Origin of the sequence: Rossellomorea marisflavi, assembly GCF_009806575.1 — a bacterium.
GTDB classification, from domain to species: domain Bacteria; phylum Bacillota; class Bacilli; order Bacillales; family Bacillaceae_B; genus Rossellomorea; species Rossellomorea marisflavi_A.
This window is the reverse complement of sequence record NZ_CP047095.1, coordinates 227,548-246,689: the sequence shown is the minus strand read 5'-3', so window position 1 is coordinate 246,689 and position 19,142 is coordinate 227,548. Positions and strand designations below refer to the sequence as shown.

At 52.5% G+C, this 19,142-nt stretch carries 17 protein-coding genes; 1 reads left to right on the top strand and 16 read right to left on the bottom strand.

Annotated features, from left to right (window positions below; translation table 11 throughout):
• Positions 1 to 63: 63 nt before the first annotated feature.
• From D5E69_RS01350 to D5E69_RS01280, 15 genes are all read right to left on the bottom strand, one after another.
• Entirely contained in the window at positions 64 to 732 is a 669-nt protein-coding gene (locus tag D5E69_RS01350) for an HAD hydrolase-like protein (protein WP_063191099.1), read from the bottom strand.
• A gap of 63 nt (positions 733 to 795) precedes the next feature.
• Positions 796 to 1,248, bottom strand: a complete 453-nt coding sequence (locus D5E69_RS01345) for a GNAT family N-acetyltransferase (RefSeq protein ID WP_063191100.1) — start codon at positions 1,246 to 1,248, stop codon at positions 796 to 798.
• Positions 1,249 to 1,285: 37 nt separating this feature from the next.
• Entirely contained in the window at positions 1,286 to 2,017 is a 732-nt protein-coding gene (locus D5E69_RS01340) for a hypothetical protein (RefSeq protein ID WP_063191101.1), read from the bottom strand.
• Positions 2,018 to 2,135: 118 nt separating this feature from the next.
• Positions 2,136 to 2,924 carry a 5-deoxy-glucuronate isomerase gene (locus tag D5E69_RS01335; protein ID WP_148796123.1) on the bottom strand — a complete coding sequence of 263 codons (789 nt, stop codon included), beginning with the start codon at positions 2,922 to 2,924 and terminating at the stop codon, positions 2,136 to 2,138.
• Positions 2,925 to 2,945: 21 nt separating this feature from the next.
• The gene (gene iolE / locus D5E69_RS01330) at positions 2,946 to 3,842 is read right to left on the bottom strand and encodes a myo-inosose-2 dehydratase (protein ID WP_159129109.1); all 897 of its coding nucleotides are present in this window, start codon (positions 3,840 to 3,842) and stop codon (positions 2,946 to 2,948) included.
• 14 nt (positions 3,843 to 3,856) lie between these two features.
• A complete protein-coding gene (iolD, locus tag D5E69_RS01325; RefSeq protein WP_159129108.1) occupies positions 3,857 to 5,776 on the bottom strand; it encodes a 3D-(3,5/4)-trihydroxycyclohexane-1,2-dione acylhydrolase (decyclizing) in 1,920 nt (639 codons plus the stop codon).
• 69 nt (positions 5,777 to 5,845) lie between these two features.
• Entirely contained in the window at positions 5,846 to 7,309 is a 1,464-nt protein-coding gene (locus D5E69_RS01320) for a CoA-acylating methylmalonate-semialdehyde dehydrogenase (RefSeq protein WP_048007277.1), read from the bottom strand.
• Positions 7,310 to 7,334: 25 nt separating this feature from the next.
• The gene (iolC, locus tag D5E69_RS01315) at positions 7,335 to 8,336 is read right to left on the bottom strand and encodes a 5-dehydro-2-deoxygluconokinase (protein ID WP_048007278.1); all 1,002 of its coding nucleotides are present in this window, start codon (positions 8,334 to 8,336) and stop codon (positions 7,335 to 7,337) included.
• Positions 8,333 to 9,361, bottom strand: a complete 1,029-nt coding sequence (gene iolG / locus D5E69_RS01310; RefSeq protein ID WP_048007279.1) for an inositol 2-dehydrogenase — start codon at positions 9,359 to 9,361, stop codon at positions 8,333 to 8,335. Before iolG ends, iolC begins: the two co-directional genes overlap by 4 nt.
• An 81-nt stretch (positions 9,362 to 9,442) precedes the next feature.
• Entirely contained in the window at positions 9,443 to 10,459 is a 1,017-nt protein-coding gene (locus D5E69_RS01305) for a LacI family DNA-binding transcriptional regulator (RefSeq protein ID WP_048007280.1), read from the bottom strand.
• A gap of 48 nt (positions 10,460 to 10,507) precedes the next feature.
• Positions 10,508 to 11,623, bottom strand: coding sequence for a glycoside hydrolase family 88/105 protein (locus D5E69_RS01300; RefSeq protein WP_249931542.1), 1,116 nt, complete (start codon positions 11,621 to 11,623; stop codon positions 10,508 to 10,510).
• Between the two features lie 90 nt (positions 11,624 to 11,713).
• Positions 11,714 to 12,541 (bottom strand): carbohydrate ABC transporter permease, encoded by an 828-nt coding sequence (locus D5E69_RS01295; RefSeq protein WP_048014002.1) that lies wholly within the window; start codon positions 12,539 to 12,541, stop codon positions 11,714 to 11,716.
• Complete coding sequence (locus tag D5E69_RS01290; RefSeq protein ID WP_231579142.1) at positions 12,538 to 13,407, bottom strand: carbohydrate ABC transporter permease; 870 nt, start codon at positions 13,405 to 13,407, stop codon at positions 12,538 to 12,540. Before D5E69_RS01290 ends, D5E69_RS01295 begins: the two co-directional genes overlap by 4 nt.
• A gap of 78 nt (positions 13,408 to 13,485) precedes the next feature.
• Positions 13,486 to 15,978: a hypothetical protein gene (locus D5E69_RS01285; protein WP_159129107.1), complete on the bottom strand. Its 2,493-nt coding sequence runs from the start codon at positions 15,976 to 15,978 to the stop codon at positions 13,486 to 13,488.
• Positions 15,979 to 16,040: 62 nt separating this feature from the next.
• Positions 16,041 to 17,297 (bottom strand): ABC transporter substrate-binding protein, encoded by a 1,257-nt coding sequence (locus D5E69_RS01280; protein ID WP_048007283.1) that lies wholly within the window; start codon positions 17,295 to 17,297, stop codon positions 16,041 to 16,043.
• Positions 17,298 to 17,555: 258 nt separating this feature from the next.
• Between D5E69_RS01280 and D5E69_RS01275 the strand changes: the two genes are divergently transcribed.
• Positions 17,556 to 18,317: an IclR family transcriptional regulator gene (locus D5E69_RS01275; RefSeq protein WP_048007284.1), complete on the top strand. Its 762-nt coding sequence runs from the start codon at positions 17,556 to 17,558 to the stop codon at positions 18,315 to 18,317.
• Between the two features lie 50 nt (positions 18,318 to 18,367).
• Here D5E69_RS01275 and kduD read toward each other — a convergent pair whose 3' ends face one another.
• The gene (gene kduD, locus D5E69_RS01270) at positions 18,368 to 19,123 is read right to left on the bottom strand and encodes a 2-dehydro-3-deoxy-D-gluconate 5-dehydrogenase KduD (protein ID WP_048014005.1); all 756 of its coding nucleotides are present in this window, start codon (positions 19,121 to 19,123) and stop codon (positions 18,368 to 18,370) included.
• Positions 19,124 to 19,142: the final 19 nt, after the last annotated feature.

The window sequence follows — 19,142 nt, the reverse complement described above, 5'->3', positions numbered from 1 at the left end:
TGTCAGGGGGATGTCGGATAAACAAAAAAAGATCCCGATTCATTCAGAATCAGGATCCACCTATCACTCCGTTACATATTCAGTCTTGTTCATGATCTCCACTACATCCAACAGATTATCGATGACATAGTCGGCACATGCCAACTCTTCCTCCCGGGCAAAGTCGAACCTGCAGCCGATGGACGGGATGTTGTTATCACGCCCTGCGTTGAAATCGGACAGGCGGTCCCCGACCATCACGGCAGGTCCGTTCCCCGCCTCTGCCAGGATGGCTCCGACCAGGTCGGATTTATTCAGGGAGTCGATTTCCTCGATGCTGTAGACTCCTGCAACCCAGCGGTCGAGCTTATAGTGGTCCACGATGGCAGCCAGATACCTTTTCAACCCGTTACTGGCTATGTAGATGGCACAGCCACCCGCATCCAATCGTTCAAAAAGCTCGGCCACGTTCGGATACAGCTCACCTTTTCCCCCGTGGATGTTGGCGATCAGGCTCTCGAGGAAGTACCGATCCGTTTCGTTGCGGTCCACTTCTGAATGATTGGGCATCAACGTCTCCCATACTTTCGGAAGAGGGACTCCCATGATGTCCTGATACTCCTTCAAAGGAGCGGTCCCTTGCCATTTGCCGGCACGGGTAAGATGATCGAACGTATCCACGAGGGACGCCTCGAGGATTTTATTTGTCTGGAATAATGTTCCGTCCATATCAAAGATGACGGTTTTCTTCATAATACATGCTCTCCCTACAATTGAAATTAAACAAACGTTTGAACGAATTGATTGCCTATTATTCTACCAAACCAACTCATAGATGCATTTTTCCTTTTCCCCGCGCTGGTACAGATCATTATGGGGAGGGACGGCTACGATTCCCTTCAGCTCCGCTCCCACATATTCACACGTCTTCCTGGACGGGAGGTTGTCGGGGTTGCAGGTGATCGTCACCTTTTCCATCCCGTGTGCGAGTGCAAGTTCCTTCAACAGGAGCACCGCCTTCCCTGCATAGTGATGGCCCCGATGCTCGGAATGGACGGCATAGCCGATATGCCCTCCATAGTAGAGGTTCTCGTTATGACCGATGCGGAGATCGATGACCCCGATCGGCGTGTCCGAACCCTTCAGGGCCATGTTGAAGTGATAGGCCGGGACCCAATTCTTTGCCGGGTTGCCCGGTACGGTTTTAACGAGATGGAGATCGATTTCTTCTCCTTTGATGATGGTGATTTCTTGCCATTGGGTTGTCATATGCTACCTCCAGATTTCAATGTTCCATTTTATGAGATTAAGAAGATCTTTTTCTCTTCATTCTAGACGTCATCAAGACTCCCACTATGAACAGAATGCCCAGGCCGACATACAGGAGACCGGAACGTTCCACTTCATCTTGGTCCGGAAGCAATCCGGCTCCGCCCGTGGCGGTATTCTGTCCGTGCTCCATACTCACTTCCGGATCACTGTATCGCCCATGAACATACTCCATGTAACGGGAAAGACTCCAATCCCCTTTTCCCATCACGGACTCCGCCTGCTTATTGAGGCCATGCACGCTATCTTCGTCAATCATGAACCAAGCATCGGCAGGAAACTCGTAGACCAGTTTTCCTGCCTCGGTCCCTGCCGTGTCCAGGGCGACGGCCAGATCTTGACCGAATCCGATACCCATGAATGCGTATTTCCCGTTCTCATTCTTCGAAGCAGCCATGACGTTCACAGGCTTGCCGTCCTGATACACGACAGCATACCATTCATCTGTTTGTTCAAGGGCATCACTACTCTCTTGATCAATGAACGCCTCCCCGTAACTCCATGATGGCTGGAACAGGCCTACCCGGATGTCTTCGCTGGTGGAAAAGTGATAATCGGCATGATCCCCCGATCTTACGGTATCCAGCACATCTTGGACGGCATGATCCTCGGCATATTGCTTGATGGACTCTCCTTCTCTTTCAGACTCGAAAGCGGTCAAAATAAAGAATAGAAGCAGTGTGCAAGCAAGCAGAATCAATCTATTCATCTTCTCCCCATCTCCTATCCATCATTTTCCCACCCCGACAATCAGAAAAATAGGACTGCACCCATGAATCGGATATAGTCCTATTTTACAAGATTATACAGTTTTTATATAGAGCAACTTATCGGTCCGGCCAGATCTTTGCGTTTTCTTCCAAGAGCCATGCATGCTCCTCTTCCATGATCCGTTCCGTCCACGGATTGTCGTCGAGGTGACGGATCATCCAGCAGAAGTACATGGCGTAACCCGGTGCCGTCGCCTGGGGATGATCCAGGCTGCCGGGAATGGTGATATAGCTGTTGTGCTCGACGCGGTGGGCGTCGGGTCCGACCATGGCGCAGCCGAATCCTTGGGGGCGGTCGAACTTATAGTAGTACACCTCTGGCTGATCATGATGATGGGGGGGATAGCTCGACCACCTTCCTGGATAGGAGATCACTTCGCCGATGACGAGATTCGAATAGGGAGCGTTACCGTGATCAAAGATGGTACGGATCACGCGCTCAGCGGTCCCGTTCCATACGCCTTCTCCCGCCACCGTGCTCGAGCAATCCTCGGGCGTATAAAGCTTCGGTGCAAAGTCTGCGGCGTTATCGGTCTTCTGCACCAGCACTTCGCTCTCCCCTTTGGCCGTCACGATGACCTGGACGCCTTTCGGGACGTGGAGGCACCACGGATCTTCATCGAACACACTTCCCCGGCTGATGTCCTGAACGTGTCCGTTCCACTCCAGGGTGATGGATCCTTCCATGAGGAGTACCGCGGTTTCCTTCCCTTCGTCATGCAGGGTTTCCCTGTCTCCGGCACTCAGCCGGTACACCCCGATATCCTGCAGCATATCCGGATGCTTGGAGTCCATATCCGTGACGGTATTGTATCCTTGCTGTAATTCTCCGAGCTTTTCATACATGGTGATTCTCCTCCTTCTGTTCTAGATGCCTGCCGTTTCCCTGATATAGCCCCTTGCTTTGATGGCATACTCCAGGGGGTTGGCGATGGCCGGGTCCTGTTCTGCTTCGACGACGAACCACCCTTCATACGCACCTTCCGCGATCAATCCGAAGACAGGGCGGAAGTCGATGCTTCCATCGCCGGGGACGGTGAATGCCCCTGCCTTCACGGCCTGGAGGAAGCTCCATTTCTCCCGCTTCACCCTCTCGACGACTTCCGCTCTGACATCCTTCAGATGGACATGATGGATCCGGTCCATATAGTCTTCAAGGATCACAAGGGGATCTTCTCCTGAAAACGCGAGGTGACCTGTATCATACAAAAGGGACACGTTGGCGGGATCGGTCCGTTCCATGAGCTTTCTGATCTCATCGGTTGTCTGGACGCCCGTTCCCATATGGTGGTGATAAACGAGCTTCATCCCTTTTTCTGCTGCAAGGCTTCCAAGCCGATTGAGCCCGTCAGTGAGGAGTTCCCATTCTTCCTCGTTAAAGACCGGCTTATGGTCGAATAGCGGTACATCCATCTGTCCCTGGATGCTCTTCCCCTGCTCGCTGACGACGATGACCTTTGCCCCCATTTCATGAAGGAAATCACGGTGGGCACTGAATTCAGTAGCGGTGCGCTCATACCCATCCGTAGTCAGGTGCGCGCTGAACCATGCACTCGCAATGGACAGCCCCCTGAGGTCAAGGGCCTTCCTCAGCTGATCCGGATCACGGGGGTATTTATTCCCCACTTCGCTTCCCTGGAATCCGGCCAGGGCCATTTCACTGATGCACTGCTCGAAGGTGACCTCTCCGCCGAGCTCCGGCATGTCATCGTTGGTCCATCCGATCGGGGCGATGGCCAGCTTGATCTCTCTCCCGTTAAACATCTCTTTTCCTCCCATCAATACTGACGCGCCGTTTGACGTTTGGCCAGATTCCGATCATACGCTTCACGGATGCTTTGTTTTTCCGATACTTCGGCAACCCCTGTGTTCCACCAGGAATCATAGCCATGGGTCATGGTCTTCGGCAGGACTTTGATGTCGATGAGGGTGCTCACCGGCTGATCCTTGGCATCCCTGATGGCCGTTTCCAGTTCTTCAAGGGTGCGGACGGAATAGGTTTTGGCACCGTACCCTTCAGCGACCTTTGCATAATCGATCGTCATGACAGGACCATCCATGCGGCCGCTTGCCTGATTGCGATGGCGGAACTCCGTGGCGAAGCTTCCCATCCCGTTGTCCATCTGAAGATTATTGATGCAGCCGAATCCGGCATTATCAAAGAGGAGGATATTGATCTTCTTCCTTTCCTGCAGGCTTGTGATCAATTCCGTGTGGAGCATGAGATAGCTCCCGTCACCGGCCAATGCATATACTTCCCGGCCCGGCTCGGCAAGCTTCACGCCCAGGGCCCCGGCGATTTCATACCCCATGCAGGAATAGCCGTATTCCATATGGTAGGTGTCCTCCTCCTTGGCAACCCACATACGCTGAAGATCACCCGGAAGGCTGCCCGCCGCACCGACGATCACCGCATCCTCATCAACGAGACGGTTGACGGCCCCGATGACCGCGGTTTGAGCCAGATTCGTCTTCAATGATTCTTTGTAATGAGGAAGCTCCCCGTCAAGCTGTCCGGCGATTTCAGGTGTAAATGAATCACCTGGATCGATCTGGTGGAGGCGGTGAAGTTCTGCTTCCCACTCCCCGCGTGCTCCTTCAATTTCGTCCTGATAGGAAGACAGGTAGTTTCCAAGACCCGACGCAATGGCTTCAAGACCAGCTTTTGCGTCTGCGACCACCTTCACCGCATCAAGCTTACCGGCATGGAAATCAGAGATGTTGATCGTGAGGACGTCTGCTTCCTGGAACAATCCCTTGGAACCGGTGGTGAAATCCGTGAATCGTGTGCCCACACCGATGATCAGGTCGGCCTTTGATGCGAGGAGGTTGGCGGCTGCATTGCCGGTCACACCCACCCCTCCAAGATTCAGGCTGTGACTTCCCGGCACCCCGCTCTTCCCTGCCTGGGTTTCACCGAAGGGGATCCGGAACGCTTCTGCGAATCGGAGGAACGCCCCGCCTGCTTCCGAATAACGGACGCCTCCTCCTAGGATCATGAAGGGCCTCTTTTTAGAGCGGATCAATTCCACGGCATCCTCTACACTTTCAACGGAAGGCATGCGACGCTCGATGCGATGGACACGTTTTTGGAAGAATGATTGTGGATAATCCCATGCTTCCCCCTGTACATCCTGGGGCAGTGAAATCGTAACGGCTCCTGTGTCTGCAGGGTTGGTGAGGACGCGCATGGCGTTCAGCATCGCCTGCATGAGCTGCTCGGGTCTGTTCACCCGGTCCCAATATTTGCTGACAGGACGGAACGCGTCATTGGTGGATATGGAAAGATCATGGGTCTGCTCGATCTGCTGGAGGACGGGATCGGGCTGGCGCGAGGCGAAGACGTCTCCCGGCAGGTACAGGACCGGGATCTGGTTGGCTGTTGCCGTGGCGGCAGCCGTGACCATATTGGCAGAACCGGGACCGACCGAGGCGGTGCAGGCCATGATCTGCTTCCGTTTCGATTGCTTGGCGAAGGCCATGGCTGCATGGCCCATCCCTTGCTCGTTCCTGCCCTGGTACACCTCAAGTTCACCCGGATCCTCTTCGAGTGCCTGCCCGAGGCCAAGGACATTTCCATGTCCGAAAATGGTGAAGACCCCTTTGACGAATCGCTCTTTCCTGCCATCAAACTCGACATACTGCGCATTCAGGAACTTTACTAGGGCCTGTGCAGTGGTCAGTCGGATTGTTTCCATACTGATTCCCTCCTTCTGTTATTCACTCCATATGATAAAAAAGGAAGCGGCGAATGCCGCTCCCGTCCATTATTTGACGTAACGGGCCGTGACCATCTTCTTCCTTGTATAGAATTCCAAGCCGTCGGTTCCATTCGCATGAAGGTCACCGTAGAAAGAATCCTTGTAGCCGGAGAACGGGAAGAACGCCATTGGTGCCGGCACTCCGATATTGACGCCCAGCATCCCTGAATCCATCGTTTCCCTGAACTGGCGGATGGCTGAGGCACTATCCGTATAGATGCACGCACCGTTTGCGAACGCAGAGGCATTGGCCAGGTCGATGGCATCTGTAAGGTCCTTCACCCTGACGACGGAAAGGACAGGGGCGAAGATTTCATCCTGCCAGATCTTCATTTCCTGCGTCACATGATCAAAGATCGTCGGTCCGAGGAAGTATCCTTCCCCTTCCGTCTCCTTGTCTTTCCTGCCATCACGGAGGAGGGTCGCGCCTTGTGAGATCCCGGAATCAATATAGCTCAATGTGCGTTCCTTATGATTCTGGCGGATGACCGGCCCGAGGAAGACGCCTTCTTCCAAACCGTTCCCGATCGTGATGTCGTCTGCGGCCTGCTTCAGCTTCTCGATGAATGCGTCGGCGATGCTCTCCTCTACGGCGACGACTGCGGCGGCCATGCAGCGTTCACCGGCAGAACCGAAGGCGGCTCCCGTGATCTGGGATACGGCGACTTCCAGGTTCGCATCCTTCAGGACGATGGAATGGTTCTTCGCACCTGACAGTGCCTGCACACGCTTCAGATTCTCTGTTCCTTTCTTGTAGACGAGTTCTGCGACCGGCTGGGAGCCGACAAAGGAGATCGCCTTTACCTTCTTCTCTTCGATCAAGCCGTTCACGACATCATGGGCCCCGTTGACAATATTCAATACGCCGCTCGGTAGACCGGCTTCCTCGAAGAGCTCGGCAAGCCTTGCCGCAAGAAGCGGGGTCCGTTCGGAAGGCTTGAGGACAAATGTATTCCCGCAGGCGATGGCGAGAGGGAACATCCAGCAAGGGACCATCATCGGGAAGTTGAACGGCGTGATGCCGCCCACGACCCCGATCGGGTACCGGTACATGCCTGATTCCAAACCGGCTGCGATGTCAGGCAGCTGCTTGCCCATCATGAGGTTCGGGATCCCTGCGGCAAACTCGACGCATTCGATGCCGCGGAGGACTTCCCCGTGTGCTTCGGCGAAGCTCTTACCGTTCTCGATCGTGACAAGCTTCGCCAGTTCATCCCAATGCTCGACCAGGAGCTGCTGATACTTGAACAGGATGCGCCCGCGTTTCGGCACCGGTACTTGGGACCAGGACTTGAACGCTTCATGCGCCACTTCGACCGCTTCATTCACTTCTTCCCTCGTACTGAGCTTTACGATGGCGATTTCTTCACCGGTGGCAGGGTTGTAGACGGTCTCCGTATTCTCCGATGCTGATTCGATCCACTTTCCCCCGATATAGTTCTTCACTGTACGTACGGTTGTCACTGTCATGCTACCTCTCCCTTTCCATCTTGTATTAGATTGTTTCGTATAAGGCTGAATCCATATGTTCCAAAAGCTCTTCTTCTGTCGGCATGGCGTCGGAGCAGCTGTGCCTGGAGATGACGATCGAGGCCGATGCGCTTCCACGCTTCATGGCTTCGGATACATCCGTTCCTTTCATCAGGCCGTGGATGAAGGCGGAGGCGTAGGAATCTCCCGCTCCGAACGTCTTCAGTACATTCGTCCGGAAGATCCCACTTCGGTGTGAACCCCCGTCTTTCGTATAGGCGATCGATCCCGCCCCTCCGTGCTTGATGACGACGATGTCCGCACGATGGGAGAACCAGCGTGTTGCCGTGTAGTGATCATCCGATTCGGTGCGGTTCAGGAGCCGTTCCATCATGTCGAACTCTTCACGCGTGCCGATGATGCAATCGCATTTCTCGGCAGCCAGGTTATAATAGACCGCCGTTTCTGCTTCATCCTTCCACGTGTAAGGCCGATAGTCGAGATCGAAGAACACGGTGACATCATGCTTCACCGCATACTCCAGGGCGAGGAATACCGCTTCACGGGACGGGCTTTGGGCAAGGGCCGTTCCCGAGATGAGCAGGGCCTTGGACCTTCTGATATAAGCTTCATTCACCTCGGACGGATGAAGGAGCAGGTCGGCCACATTGTCCCTGTACATCAGGATGCTGCAGTCTTCCGGACTTTTGATCTCCGTGAAGGCAAGGCCCGTCACGGCTCCGGTGTTGTCGATCTTCACCCCTTCTGTATCGATCCCATTCCGCTCAAGGTATCCGGTGATGAACCTGCCCATCTGGTCGTCGGATACCTTTCCGATGAAGCCGGTCTTCATGCCCAGTCGTGCAGAGCCGATGGCGATATTGGCAGGTGATCCTCCGACGTATTTCGTGAAGGTGCTCGTTTCTTCCATCGGACGGTTCGTTTCATTCGCATTCAGATCGATGCACAGTCGGCCGACTGCGATCAGGTCGAAGGGACGGTCTTCATGAAACGATAGTGGGTTCATACGATCTCACTCCTTTTGACCGTTTCGTGGGTCAGTTTGACCGGTACGCCCGTTTCAAGGGAGGTCCTGGCCGCTTTGGCAATCCGTTCGGCCTGCAGCCCGTCAAATCCAGAGCATGACACCGGCGCATCATTCTCGATGGCCTGGATGAATTGGATCACTTCTTCCACATACGCTTGGGTGTAACGCTCAAGGAAGAAGTAGAGCGGTTTTTCCGTCGTCACATAATCTTCCGTTGCAAGTTTCACCGTGTTAGCCCTTACATTTTCAGCCTGGGCGGCTCCTTTATCTCCGAAGATTTCAAGGCGCTGATCGTATCCGTAAGCAGCTCGGCGGCTGTTCTCGATGACCCCGAGGGCACCATTGGCAAACTTCAGGGAGACGATGGCCGTATCGATGTCTCCTGCTTCCCCGATGGCAGGATCCACAAGGACGGCACCGTGGGCATGGACTTCGACCACTTCGCTCCCCATGATGTACCGGGCCATATCGAAATCATGGATGGTCATATCCATGAACAGACCGCCTGATGTACGGATGTAGGCAGCATTCGGCGGCTCCGGATCCCTTGATGTGATACGGAGGATATTCGGAGTCCCGACTTTCCCTTCGCTCACCAGCTCGCGCACCTTCTGGAAGTTGGCGTCAAAGCGCCGGTTGAATCCTACCTGGAGCTTCACACCCGCCCTTTTCACCGCTGCCAGTGCCGCTTCGGTTTCTTCGACGGTGAAACTGACCGGCTTTTCGCAGAAGATATGTTTGCCTGCTTCTGCTGCCTCGCGTATGAGATCGGCATGGGTGTTTGTCGGGGAACAGATGAAAATCACAGAGATGGACGAATCGGCAAGGAGCTCCCGGTAATCCGTTGTCAGATGTTCGATCCCCGTCTCCTTTGCCCAGTCCTGCAGGTGTGATACCTGAACATCTGACACGCTCTTCACTTTCACATTCCTCAACTTCCTCAAGTTTTCCACGTGGATCTTTCCGATCCTGCCTGCACCTATAATACCCACTGTCATTTCCATTCTGTCTTCCTCCCTTTTCCCTATCTATATGCCTTTTAAGTTAAGCGCTTTCCCTTTTCAGTTAAATGGAAGCCGACTTATTCAGTCAGCTTCATGGTTCTCTACTGTCTTCACTGAATCCCTCTCGACAAGATAGGGAGCCAGCGTGATGCGATGGGCAGGACTGTCGGGGTCCTTGATGGATTTCATCAATTGCTCGATCGCATAGGAAGCAAGCTCTGGAATCGGCTGGGCGATCGTCGTCAATCCCGGATCCGCGATTTCGGCATAGATCGTGTTATCGAATCCGATGATCGACATGTCGCCGGGTATCGATACGCCTGCTTTCCGCGCTTCATTGATGAAAATGGCCGCAATCAGATCTGTTGAGGCGAAGACGGCTGAAGGACGGTTTTCTTTCTTCAGGATCTTCCTTGCTGCTTTCTTCGCATCCTCAAAAGTGGACTTGGAGTTGACTACGGAATCGAGATCGAGCTCGATCCCCGCCGCTCCGAATGCCCTCTTAAAGCCTTCAAGCCTGAGCTTTCCACTCGCACGCTGCAGCTCCGTGATGACGGCTGCATGACGATGACCGTGGTCCAGAAGGTATCTCCCGGCAAGGTAGCCCCCCTTCACGTCATCCGTCGTCACCACATGGGAGTCGAGCTCCAGGTGATCGAAGGAGAACATGATGTAGGGGATGCCGCGGCTCTCCAGATTCTTGAACTTCTGAAGCTCCTTCGGTTCGGTGGCGATGATCATTCCGTCCACCTGCTTCTTCATGAGCAGGTCGAAATAATCCTGTTCCCGCTCCTTCTGGTAATCCGTGCTGCATAGGATGATCGTATAGCCGCTTTTCCTGGCGTTATTCTCAAGGGCACGGGCAATCTCTGCGAAGAAGGGGTTGGCGATATCGGGTACGAGCACGCCGATGGTGAACGTCCGTTTCCCCGTGAGGGCTGCTGCCACGCTGCTCGGCTGATACTCGAGGTCCCCCATGATCTTCGTTACCTTCTTGCGGGTCTTCTCACTGATCCGCCCTGTATTATTGATGACTTTTGATACGGTCGCAATGGATACGCCCGCTTCCTTTGCCACATCATAGATTGTTGTTTTCATAGTTAACTCCTCTTTCAGGGCCCACTCCGATGTCTATTTCCTACTGTATCAGGCTACTAATTTTTCATGCTGAAGAACTTCAGAAAATAGTACAATCGCCAGGGCCTGCCCGTAAGCAGTGGGAGCAATGATGATCTTCTTATAGTCCTCTTTGGAGGCCCCGATTGCCGTTCCCGCCGATACCTTAAGGACGGTGCCGTCATCGTCGACTTCCTGTAGGATGGAATCAACTGCTCGCCTGCACACATCCAGGTAGGATTCATCCAGCAATCCATAGCGGATGCCCTTCAGGATGCCCGCCGCGATGGAAGAGGATCCCGATACTTCCGTGTAGGATTCCTGATCATCAAGCAGCGTATGCCAAAGGCCATTCTGTGCTTGAAGCTTCACTAGTTTGTCGACCTGGGCTTTGTAGGTTTGGGCAATGGTCTTGTACGTTCCGTCATCCAGCTGTCCTTCCATCATAGCAAGAAACTCGGGTGCTGCCAAAGTGAACCAACTGTTCCCCCGGCACCAGTAGGCTTCACTGAACCGGTGGTGACCATTGAAATCGAAGCCGTGATAGAAAAGGCCGTCCTCTTCACTGAAAAGGAGCTCTACATGAAGGAGGAATTGGCGCGCCGCTTCTTCCTTCCATTCCTTACGGTCGTACCTGACCCCCATCTTCCCGAGGAAAAGGACGACCATGAAGAGCGTATCGATCCAGACCTGACCGTCATTCATCGTCAGATCATTCTTGGTGGCGCCGCTGGTGACGTGTTGAAGGCCTCCACGTTCGGTACGCGGTGCCTTCTCCATGATCCAGTCCGCCCACTCCAGGGCAAGCTGCTCCGTCCCCTCCACATCCATGAGAGTGAGGAGCGGGGCTGTGGTGTTGATGTTCTTGAGCGGAAGGCCCCTTTCCTTCTGATCCTCAGCCCACAATTTCAAGAACGTGTGATAGTCCGGGAAGCCGTCTTGACCCGACAGGCTCTTCAGTCCATACAATCCGACTCCCTGTGGCCAATCCCATTCTTCCATTCCGAAATCCCTTGGGAAATAGCCGATCTTGGCTCCATCGCCAATCCCCTCAAGCTCCGATTCATTCTCTGGTCTTTTCAGGTCCAACAGCTGTCCGGTCACCTTTTTGACCGTTTCCTGGACATTCTTTATCAGTAGTGTCATTGCTTCCACCTCGCATAGCATCTTTTCGTCATGCCGTATTCCTTAATAAATACATTCGCTAACAGACTGTAAATCTCCTATCCTTTTCCATTAATCTTTCAAACCGGAACTGGCTCCCGTGTCCATGATGTAGCGCTGGAAGATCGCGTAGAGCAACACCATCGGCAGTAGGGAGATGACGGATGCCGATAATAGAAGGACCCAGTCGATATTATCCGCCCCGACGATGCTCCGGATGGCGACCTGGATGGTGTATTTGTTCGGGTCGCTGATGACGATGAGCGGCCAGATGTAATCATTCCATCTCCACTGGAAGGAGAAGATGGCGAGCGTGATGATGATCGGTTTTGCGATCGGGAGCATGAGGCGGAAGAAGATCCTTCCTTCATTCGCTCCGTCGATCCGTGCTGCTTCGAGGAGATCATCGGGTACCGTCATGAAGAACTGCCTGAACATGAAGATCCCGGTTGCCGTATTGATGGACGGGATGATCAGTCCCCACAGGTTATCGTACAGCCCGACCTTCTGGATGACCGTGAACGTCGGATTCATGATGACCTCCGTCGGAAGCATTGTCGTGGCCAGGATACAGATGAAGAAGACGCTGAGCCACTTATATTTGTATTTCGCCAGTGCGTACCCGCAGGAAGCACTCGCCATGATGGTCAAAAGGGTCGCCACGATGGTGACGAAGGAGGTGTTCAGCACGTATTTCGTAAACTCCATGGTCGACCATGCGTATTTGTAGTTATCCAGTGTGAATTCTTCAGGAAATAGCTTCAGCGGGAAGCTGAAGAGCTCGCTGCCCGGCTTGAACGAACTGAGCAGAAGCCACAGGACCGGGAACAGATAGGCGATGGCCAGTATGGCCATGATCGCCGTCATCAGGATCGTACTGCCGCGATATCGCTTCATCATAATTTGCTCCTTTCTTCCACCTTCAGATTAATGATTGCAAAGAGAAGGAGAATGACGAACAGTACCATGGAAACCGCGCTTGCATAGCCGATATTCCGCTGGTCGAATCCTGTCTGGTAAATATATTGGACGAGGAAGGTGTTATCCGTACCGGGTCCCCCGTTATTGAGGGCCTGCACCATCGGGAACTCTTTCATCAGATGGATGACCGACAGCAGGATGACCATGAAGGACGTCGGCTTTAGGCTGGGAAGCGTCACATGGATGAATTTCTGCCAGCCGCTGGCGCCGTCGATATCGGCTGCTTCATAGTACGATTGCGGGATATTCACGAGCGCCGAGATCATCAGGAGCATATTGAATGCCGTCCCCATCCACACGGTGGCGAATAGAACGAGTATGAACGCCATATTCCCGTCAGAGGACCAGCCCACGGGCTCCATTCCGATCAGTGAAAGGACAAAGTTGACGAACCCGAAGCTTTCCCCGAACAACCAGCGGAAGATGACCCCGGTCACGATGGAGGAAATCAGCCATGGGAAGAAGAAAATGACCTTGGCCACGGATTTCCCCTTTGTGAACTTGCTCACCAGGAGGACCGATATCAGCAGGGAGAATGCATATAGAAGTGGTACTCCGACCGCTGTATAGAGGATCGTCCTTCCAAGGGATTTATAGAAGCTTTTGTCCTGGAACAGTTGAATATAGTTATCCAGTCCGATAAACGAAGCGCTGATCCCGGTGTAGTCCGTGAACGAATAGTACACGCCGAGTATGCCGGGCCAGGCAAAAAATATCGTGAATAAAACCATGTTGACAATGACGAAGGCCAGAGCCCATTTCTGGTTTTTATCTTTTCTCCTCACCGTTCTTCCCCCTCAATCCTTCACATCCCACCCAGGGGCCGCCATGCAGGCGGGTCCCAGGGTATGATGTGTTAGTGATTACTTTTGAAACTGTGGAATGCTTATATGCTCTTCCTCGACTTCATAGCCTGCGTCGTATTCTACCGGCTTCCCGTCCACATGGAGCTGATCATCGATCACCTGGAGCGCTCCGGCTCTTTCCGTCGCATACGACCATTGATGGCTGTCGATCGAAATGGCTGCATTCATCTGTTCTTCCACGAATGCCTCGAATGAACCCACTTCTGCTCCTGAAGCACATGTCGCGACCACCCGGTGATGTGCCCCGTATGAACGGGCTTCCCGGTGTGCAATCGCGCCCTTCTCCTGCAGCTCGTAACCATTGCTGAAATACAAGCCGATGTAGGCATCATCCTTCTTCGCAAACAACCAGTTGCCTTCCTCCCTCACTTCGTCAAGCTTCCAGAACGGAAGATACGCATGTATATATGGAAGGAACGGCTCTTTCAGGCGATACTCGAGGAACATATACTGCTTATATTGGGTGATGTTCGGGCTGATTCCGTTCCCTGCCCAGAAGCTCGGCCTGTTCTCACCGCTGTAGACCGCTTCCCCGGGATGGTTGAGCCATATCTGGGTATTATCCTGGTCGAGGGCGATATTCATGGCATGCTGCTGATGCCCTTTTTGATAGGAATTGAAGCGTATTGCCGCGCTCATACAGTAGCTCGATGTTTTGTAATTGTACGTATAGACCTCTTTGATCCCTTGTTTGTACTGGGTCACGAGGGCCTTTGAGGTATCCTCGATGAAATAGTCTTCAAGTGTAGGCGGTTCATAGGATGATAGACAGAAGAGCGTCGTGCACCTCATCGCCGTGTTGAGCTTGCCCTTTTTCCACGTGATGAACGCCAGATTGGCCGTCTCCCCCATCTCCATCGCCTTCAGATCGTGTTCATACACCCGTCCATAGGTCGTACTCATCGTCTTTCCGTGCAGGTTCACGGCAATGATCTTGAAGGTGAAATCCAATGCCTTCTTTGCAAGCTTCCGGATATGCTCATCCGGGGCCGATTCATAGAGACTGAAGAATCCGATCAGGTCGATCGGAAGGTAGGTCGTCGAGTTCCACTCTGAATAGCCATACTTCAGGAACACCTCAAACCACTCTTCCAGTCGTTCCTTCCCTTTTTCATACTGCTGGCGCCCTGTCCTTCCGCTCACGCTGAACGCTGCGTCGGGATAGAGATGTCCGGCGAAGTACTGGGACACATGGAACAGCAGGGCATGATTTTCGCTGAAGTACCACATCACGTCGTTCCCCGGCTCGTCGATCCAGTATCGGAAGTTCACGGCGAGCTCCTTCAGCTCCTCATGAAAGTCGGCCGGGATCGTGTCCTGATACTTGATGGTGAATCCAAGCAGCGGTGCCAGGCGGAAATCGGCGCAGTCGCCTTTTTTCTGTATTTCATCGAAGCAGCTCCTGATATGACGCTTCGCTTGTTCGTCCACTTTTCCGTTCAGATGGATGAGGCTGAAACCGGCATTGAGATCGAGCTTCTCGCTTTGAGAGAAGAATTCGAGGATTTCGCGCTTTCGTTCCGGAAGAGAATCGGAGAATGACCGACCCGGATCGTCGTTCGTCAGGATCGAAGCCACCATCCTCCTCGCCACTTGCACTCCACCAGGGAGCACCACGCCGATATCGAACTGCAGCAGACCGTTCGAGGACAGCTCATCTACGCTCATGAGCTTCTGGAATCCATTTTCATCAAGATTCACACTAAAAGAGAAATCAAAGGCATCCAGTTCGTCGTCGGCTTTACTGTCGAACACGGGATTCAACAGATGATTGCGGTTCACATTGACGAACAGCTCTTCGATGCCGGAAGCCTCTTCCCGGTTCATATAGACTTCCAATCGTCCTGATCGATAGATGTCTTTCGAAAAGTGCAGGGAAGTCAGTAGGCGCTCTGCCTGTTCGATTTGTTCCGCTTTGGCCGGAACCTGTATGTAGCCTTCAAGGGCCGTCTTCCCCGTATATCGGAGCTCGGTGAAATAGTTCACATCCCTCTCGGCAAGGTCGTCCATGTAGAGAATGACTTCATTAAAGCCTTCTTCAAGGGACAAGGTGATGTCTTTATGGGAAGCAAGATTCCTTGTATAGGGGGTCCAGCTCAGTTGCTTCGTACCATTCACCCAGATCTCGACGCTTCCGCACGTGCTGACCGTGAACGGAAATGTACCGCCTTGGTCGGGCTTGATGAACGTCCTGCCATAGACGCTCAGGAGATGTGGTGTCGGGATGAAAGCCGAAAACTCTAATCGGGGATTTTCAAAAGGGAAGTAGATGTGGTGAAAATCCGTTTCAGGAAGAAGGATCTCTTCTTTCAGACGCTGATCCAGGAATTGCTGTCTCCCGGGATAAACGATCTGTACATATTCTTCAGTGATGTTCACAGGGTGATCGAATACGGCCTTATCGGATTGGTATGGAGCGATGGTTAAATCGGTGTGGACCCAGCGGTTTAGCGGTTCGCCCGGCTGGACGGTGAATTGATAGTCATTCATTTTCATAGCCTCTTTTCATGAAGCGGGGAGTATGGACCATACTCCCGCACCGGTTTTTAATGTTACTTTACATACGCATCCGTGTACTTTTGCTCCACCGTCTTGATGGTGTCATCGATGGATTGCTCGCCGTTCAACGTCTTGATCATGTTGTCGCGGAGCACGTTATTGGCTATTTTTTCAGACGTCAATTGCATCGTATCACGTTCTGATTTTGACTTGGCAGCTACCTTGGCCGTAGAGTTGATCTCTTCGTTGTATACTTCGTACGCATGTGTTCCTGCATCACCCACACCGTAGTCCACTTCTGCATCCTGGACAACCGGAAGATATCCGCCGAGACCTGCAAGCTCTTCATAGTTTTCTTTCGTGTAAAGCCAGTCGATGAATTTCTGCGTTTCTTTCTCCACTCCGGATCCTTCGAATTTCACCATGTAGTTTCCACCGAAGTTCGTGGAGCGGACCGTTTCATAAGGCATCTGGACGCTTGCCCATTCGAAGTTCTTGATGTTCTTCTCGAAATCTTTTACTTGCCATACACCTGAGTAGTACGCTGCCACCTGTCCGCTCTTGAACATGGAAGATGGATCCTCACCCGCAGCCCAAACGGCTTTAGGCATGATTTTGTCGTCGTTCAGTTTCACGAAATATTCGAGGCCTTTTTTCGTTTCGGGATTTGTGGTGTACTTTCCGTTTTCTTCATAGAATCCTTTGCTTCCGAACTGATAGAGCAAGGTGCTCAGGCGGTGCTCGGATTGATCCATGACCATTCCGTATTTGGCATCCGTTTTTTCAGTCACCGTTTTTAAAGCGCTTACAAACTCATCCCATGTCCACACATCATCACCTGATGTCGGGTACTTCACTCCGGCTTTGTCAAACAAATCTTTATTGATGAAAAGACCGACTGCCGTGAAATCGATTGGAATGGCTTTGATCTTGCCGTCATCTTTAATCGCAAGGTCTTCCCTTACGTTTTTATCCTTCAATGTAGAGCTGAGATCTGCCAGTGAATCACTCCAGATCGGATTGAATTCTGCCGTACGTGCCAGTGCAGGAGGATTCCCTGCCTGTACCATGTTCGTGATCCGTGTCGCCATATCACTGAACGGCACATCCACGACCTCGATCTCCACCCCTGTTTCTTCCGTATACTTCTTCGACATGGTCGCAAGCGCAGCCCCTTCGACATTATCACCGGAGACGAAGAACTGAAGCTTCTTCTTATCCGAAGATGATTTTTCAGAGTTTGAACATGCCGTCATGAACAAAAGTACAAATGATACGACTACAAGCAAACTGACCTTCCATTTTCTCACACTAACACCCCATTGTTTAGATTAGGTAAGCGTTTTACCTTAAGATGGCAAAAAGCCGCTTGATTCCGTGTGTAAATCTAGTAAGTATATTTGGGAAAGCGCTTACTTAAACTGATTATATTCTGTGTTCGTTTGAATTACAACAATTTTTTGAACAATTAAATATTTATTTTTTATTTCTAAATAGGAAACCGATTGTCTTGTATAGCAATAATCTGTTCGATATACTAAATAAAAAGCGGTACAGGAGAGAAAAACATGACCACTCAAAAACCTTACGGGACCGTGCTGATCAAGGCGTCCCTCATTCTGGATCACCTATCTTCGAGCAATGGCCCCCAGTCCCTTCAATCCATTGCAAAAGAAACAGGTCTGTCCAGCTCGACTGCCCTCAAGATCCTTGATACGCTGGTTCTCATCGGCTATGTACAAAAGGATCCTGAGCTGAAGCGATTCAGCCTTGGGCCATCGATCATCAAATATGCCCTGAAGGCGTTGAGTCAGCTCGATATCAAACAGATTGCCCAGCCCCATCTCGAAGCGTTCCAGGCGCGGACGAATGAAACGGTCCACCTTGGGATACTCGACCACATCCATGTTGTCTATGTGGCAAAGATCGAAAGTCAAAATCCGGTCTGTCTGTATTCCAAGGTGGGGAAAAACATCCCGCTCTACTGCTCTGCCATGGGAAAGGCGATCCTCGCCGACCAGAGCGATGAGGAAATCAGGCGCTACCTGAATTCCATCGACCTGGTGAGGATGACGGACAATACCATCACCACCCATGAAGGATTCTTTGACGAAATCGAGAAGGTGCGTGCTCAGGGGTATGCGTTTGACAATAGCGAGCACGAGAATGAAGTATTTTGCGTGGGAGCGTCCATCACGACATCGGGCGGCAAGAACGTCGGGGCGATCAGCGTCAGTGTACCTACCTATCGCCTCACGGACGAAGTATTGCAGAACCTGATCAAAGAAGTCGAGACGTGCCGGAACAATATCCTGAATGACCTTGAATAAAGAGCATAGAAAAGCCCAAGAATGAAATCATTCTTGGGCTTTTCCGTTTATTATGAGCTCATCCATCCGCCATCGACGCAGAGGATATGTCCGTTCACGTAGTTGGAAGCATCCGAAGAGAGGAAGACAACGGCTCCCTTGAGATCCTCTGGACGACCCCAGCGCCCCTGAGGGATGCGTGACGTGATCGATGCACTCCGCTCGGCGTTCCCGCGGAGCTGCGCTGTGTTATCCGTCTCGAAGTAACCAGGGGCAATGGCATTCACATTGACGCCCTTCTTGCCCCACTCGTTGGCAAATGACTTCGTCAATCCTGCTACCGCATGCTTACTTGCCGTGTATGCAGGGACGCGCAGGCCACCCTGGAACGACAGCATGGACGCGATATTGATGATCTTCCCGCTCCCTTTCTCGATCATCTGCTTGCCGACCTCTCGGCAAAGCTGGAAGACGGCATGCTGGTTCACATTGATGACATCGAACCAATCTTCATCCTGGAAATTCTCCGCATCTTCCCTGCGGATGATGCCTGAATTATTGACGAGGATGTCGATGCGGCCTTCCTTTGCCAGCGCTTCCTGGGCAAGCTTGGAAGCTGCACCCTTCTCTGAAAGATCGACCTTCACTTCATGGAACACTCCGCCAAGTCCTTCAATCTTCTCGCGCGTTTCACTCATCGCACTCACGCCCGCACCGATGACGACGGCCCCTGCTTCCGCCAGTCCGACGGCCATACCTTGACCGAGTCCGCGGCTCGCACCCGTGACAAGGGCGACTTTCCCTTCCAATGAAAACAATCCTGTCATGCTCATCCCTCTTCCCTTC

What these genes read in the sequence shown, in the direction of transcription:
- iolG (WP_048007279.1), bottom strand. Translation starts at nt 9,361, where the DNA reads ATGGAAATGACAGTGGGTATTATAGGTGCAGGCAGGATCGGAAAGATC.
- D5E69_RS01295 (WP_048014002.1), bottom strand. Translation starts at nt 12,541, where the DNA reads ATGATGAAGCGATATCGCGGCAGTACGATCCTGATGACGGCGATCATG.
- D5E69_RS01320 (WP_048007277.1), bottom strand. Translation starts at nt 7,309, where the DNA reads ATGACAGTGACAACCGTACGTACAGTGAAGAACTATATCGGGGGAAAG.
- D5E69_RS01285 (WP_159129107.1), bottom strand. Translation starts at nt 15,978, where the DNA reads ATGAATGACTATCAATTCACCGTCCAGCCGGGCGAACCGCTAAACCGC.
- D5E69_RS01340 (WP_063191101.1), bottom strand. Translation starts at nt 2,017, where the DNA reads ATGAATAGATTGATTCTGCTTGCTTGCACACTGCTTCTATTCTTTATT.
- D5E69_RS01350 (WP_063191099.1), bottom strand. Translation starts at nt 732, where the DNA reads ATGAAGAAAACCGTCATCTTTGATATGGACGGAACATTATTCCAGACA.
- D5E69_RS01345 (WP_063191100.1), bottom strand. Translation starts at nt 1,248, where the DNA reads ATGACAACCCAATGGCAAGAAATCACCATCATCAAAGGAGAAGAAATC.
- iolE (WP_159129109.1), bottom strand. Translation starts at nt 3,842, where the DNA reads ATGTTTAACGGGAGAGAGATCAAGCTGGCCATCGCCCCGATCGGATGG.
- D5E69_RS01305 (WP_048007280.1), bottom strand. Translation starts at nt 10,459, where the DNA reads ATGAAAACAACAATCTATGATGTGGCAAAGGAAGCGGGCGTATCCATT.
- D5E69_RS01275 (WP_048007284.1), top strand. Translation starts at nt 17,556, where the DNA reads ATGACCACTCAAAAACCTTACGGGACCGTGCTGATCAAGGCGTCCCTC.
- iolD (WP_159129108.1), bottom strand. Translation starts at nt 5,776, where the DNA reads ATGGAAACAATCCGACTGACCACTGCACAGGCCCTAGTAAAGTTCCTG.
- kduD (WP_048014005.1), bottom strand. Translation starts at nt 19,123, where the DNA reads ATGACAGGATTGTTTTCATTGGAAGGGAAAGTCGCCCTTGTCACGGGT.
- D5E69_RS01335 (WP_148796123.1), bottom strand. Translation starts at nt 2,924, where the DNA reads ATGTATGAAAAGCTCGGAGAATTACAGCAAGGATACAATACCGTCACG.
- iolC (WP_048007278.1), bottom strand. Translation starts at nt 8,336, where the DNA reads ATGAACCCACTATCGTTTCATGAAGACCGTCCCTTCGACCTGATCGCA.
- D5E69_RS01300 (WP_249931542.1), bottom strand. Translation starts at nt 11,623, where the DNA reads ATGACACTACTGATAAAGAATGTCCAGGAAACGGTCAAAAAGGTGACC.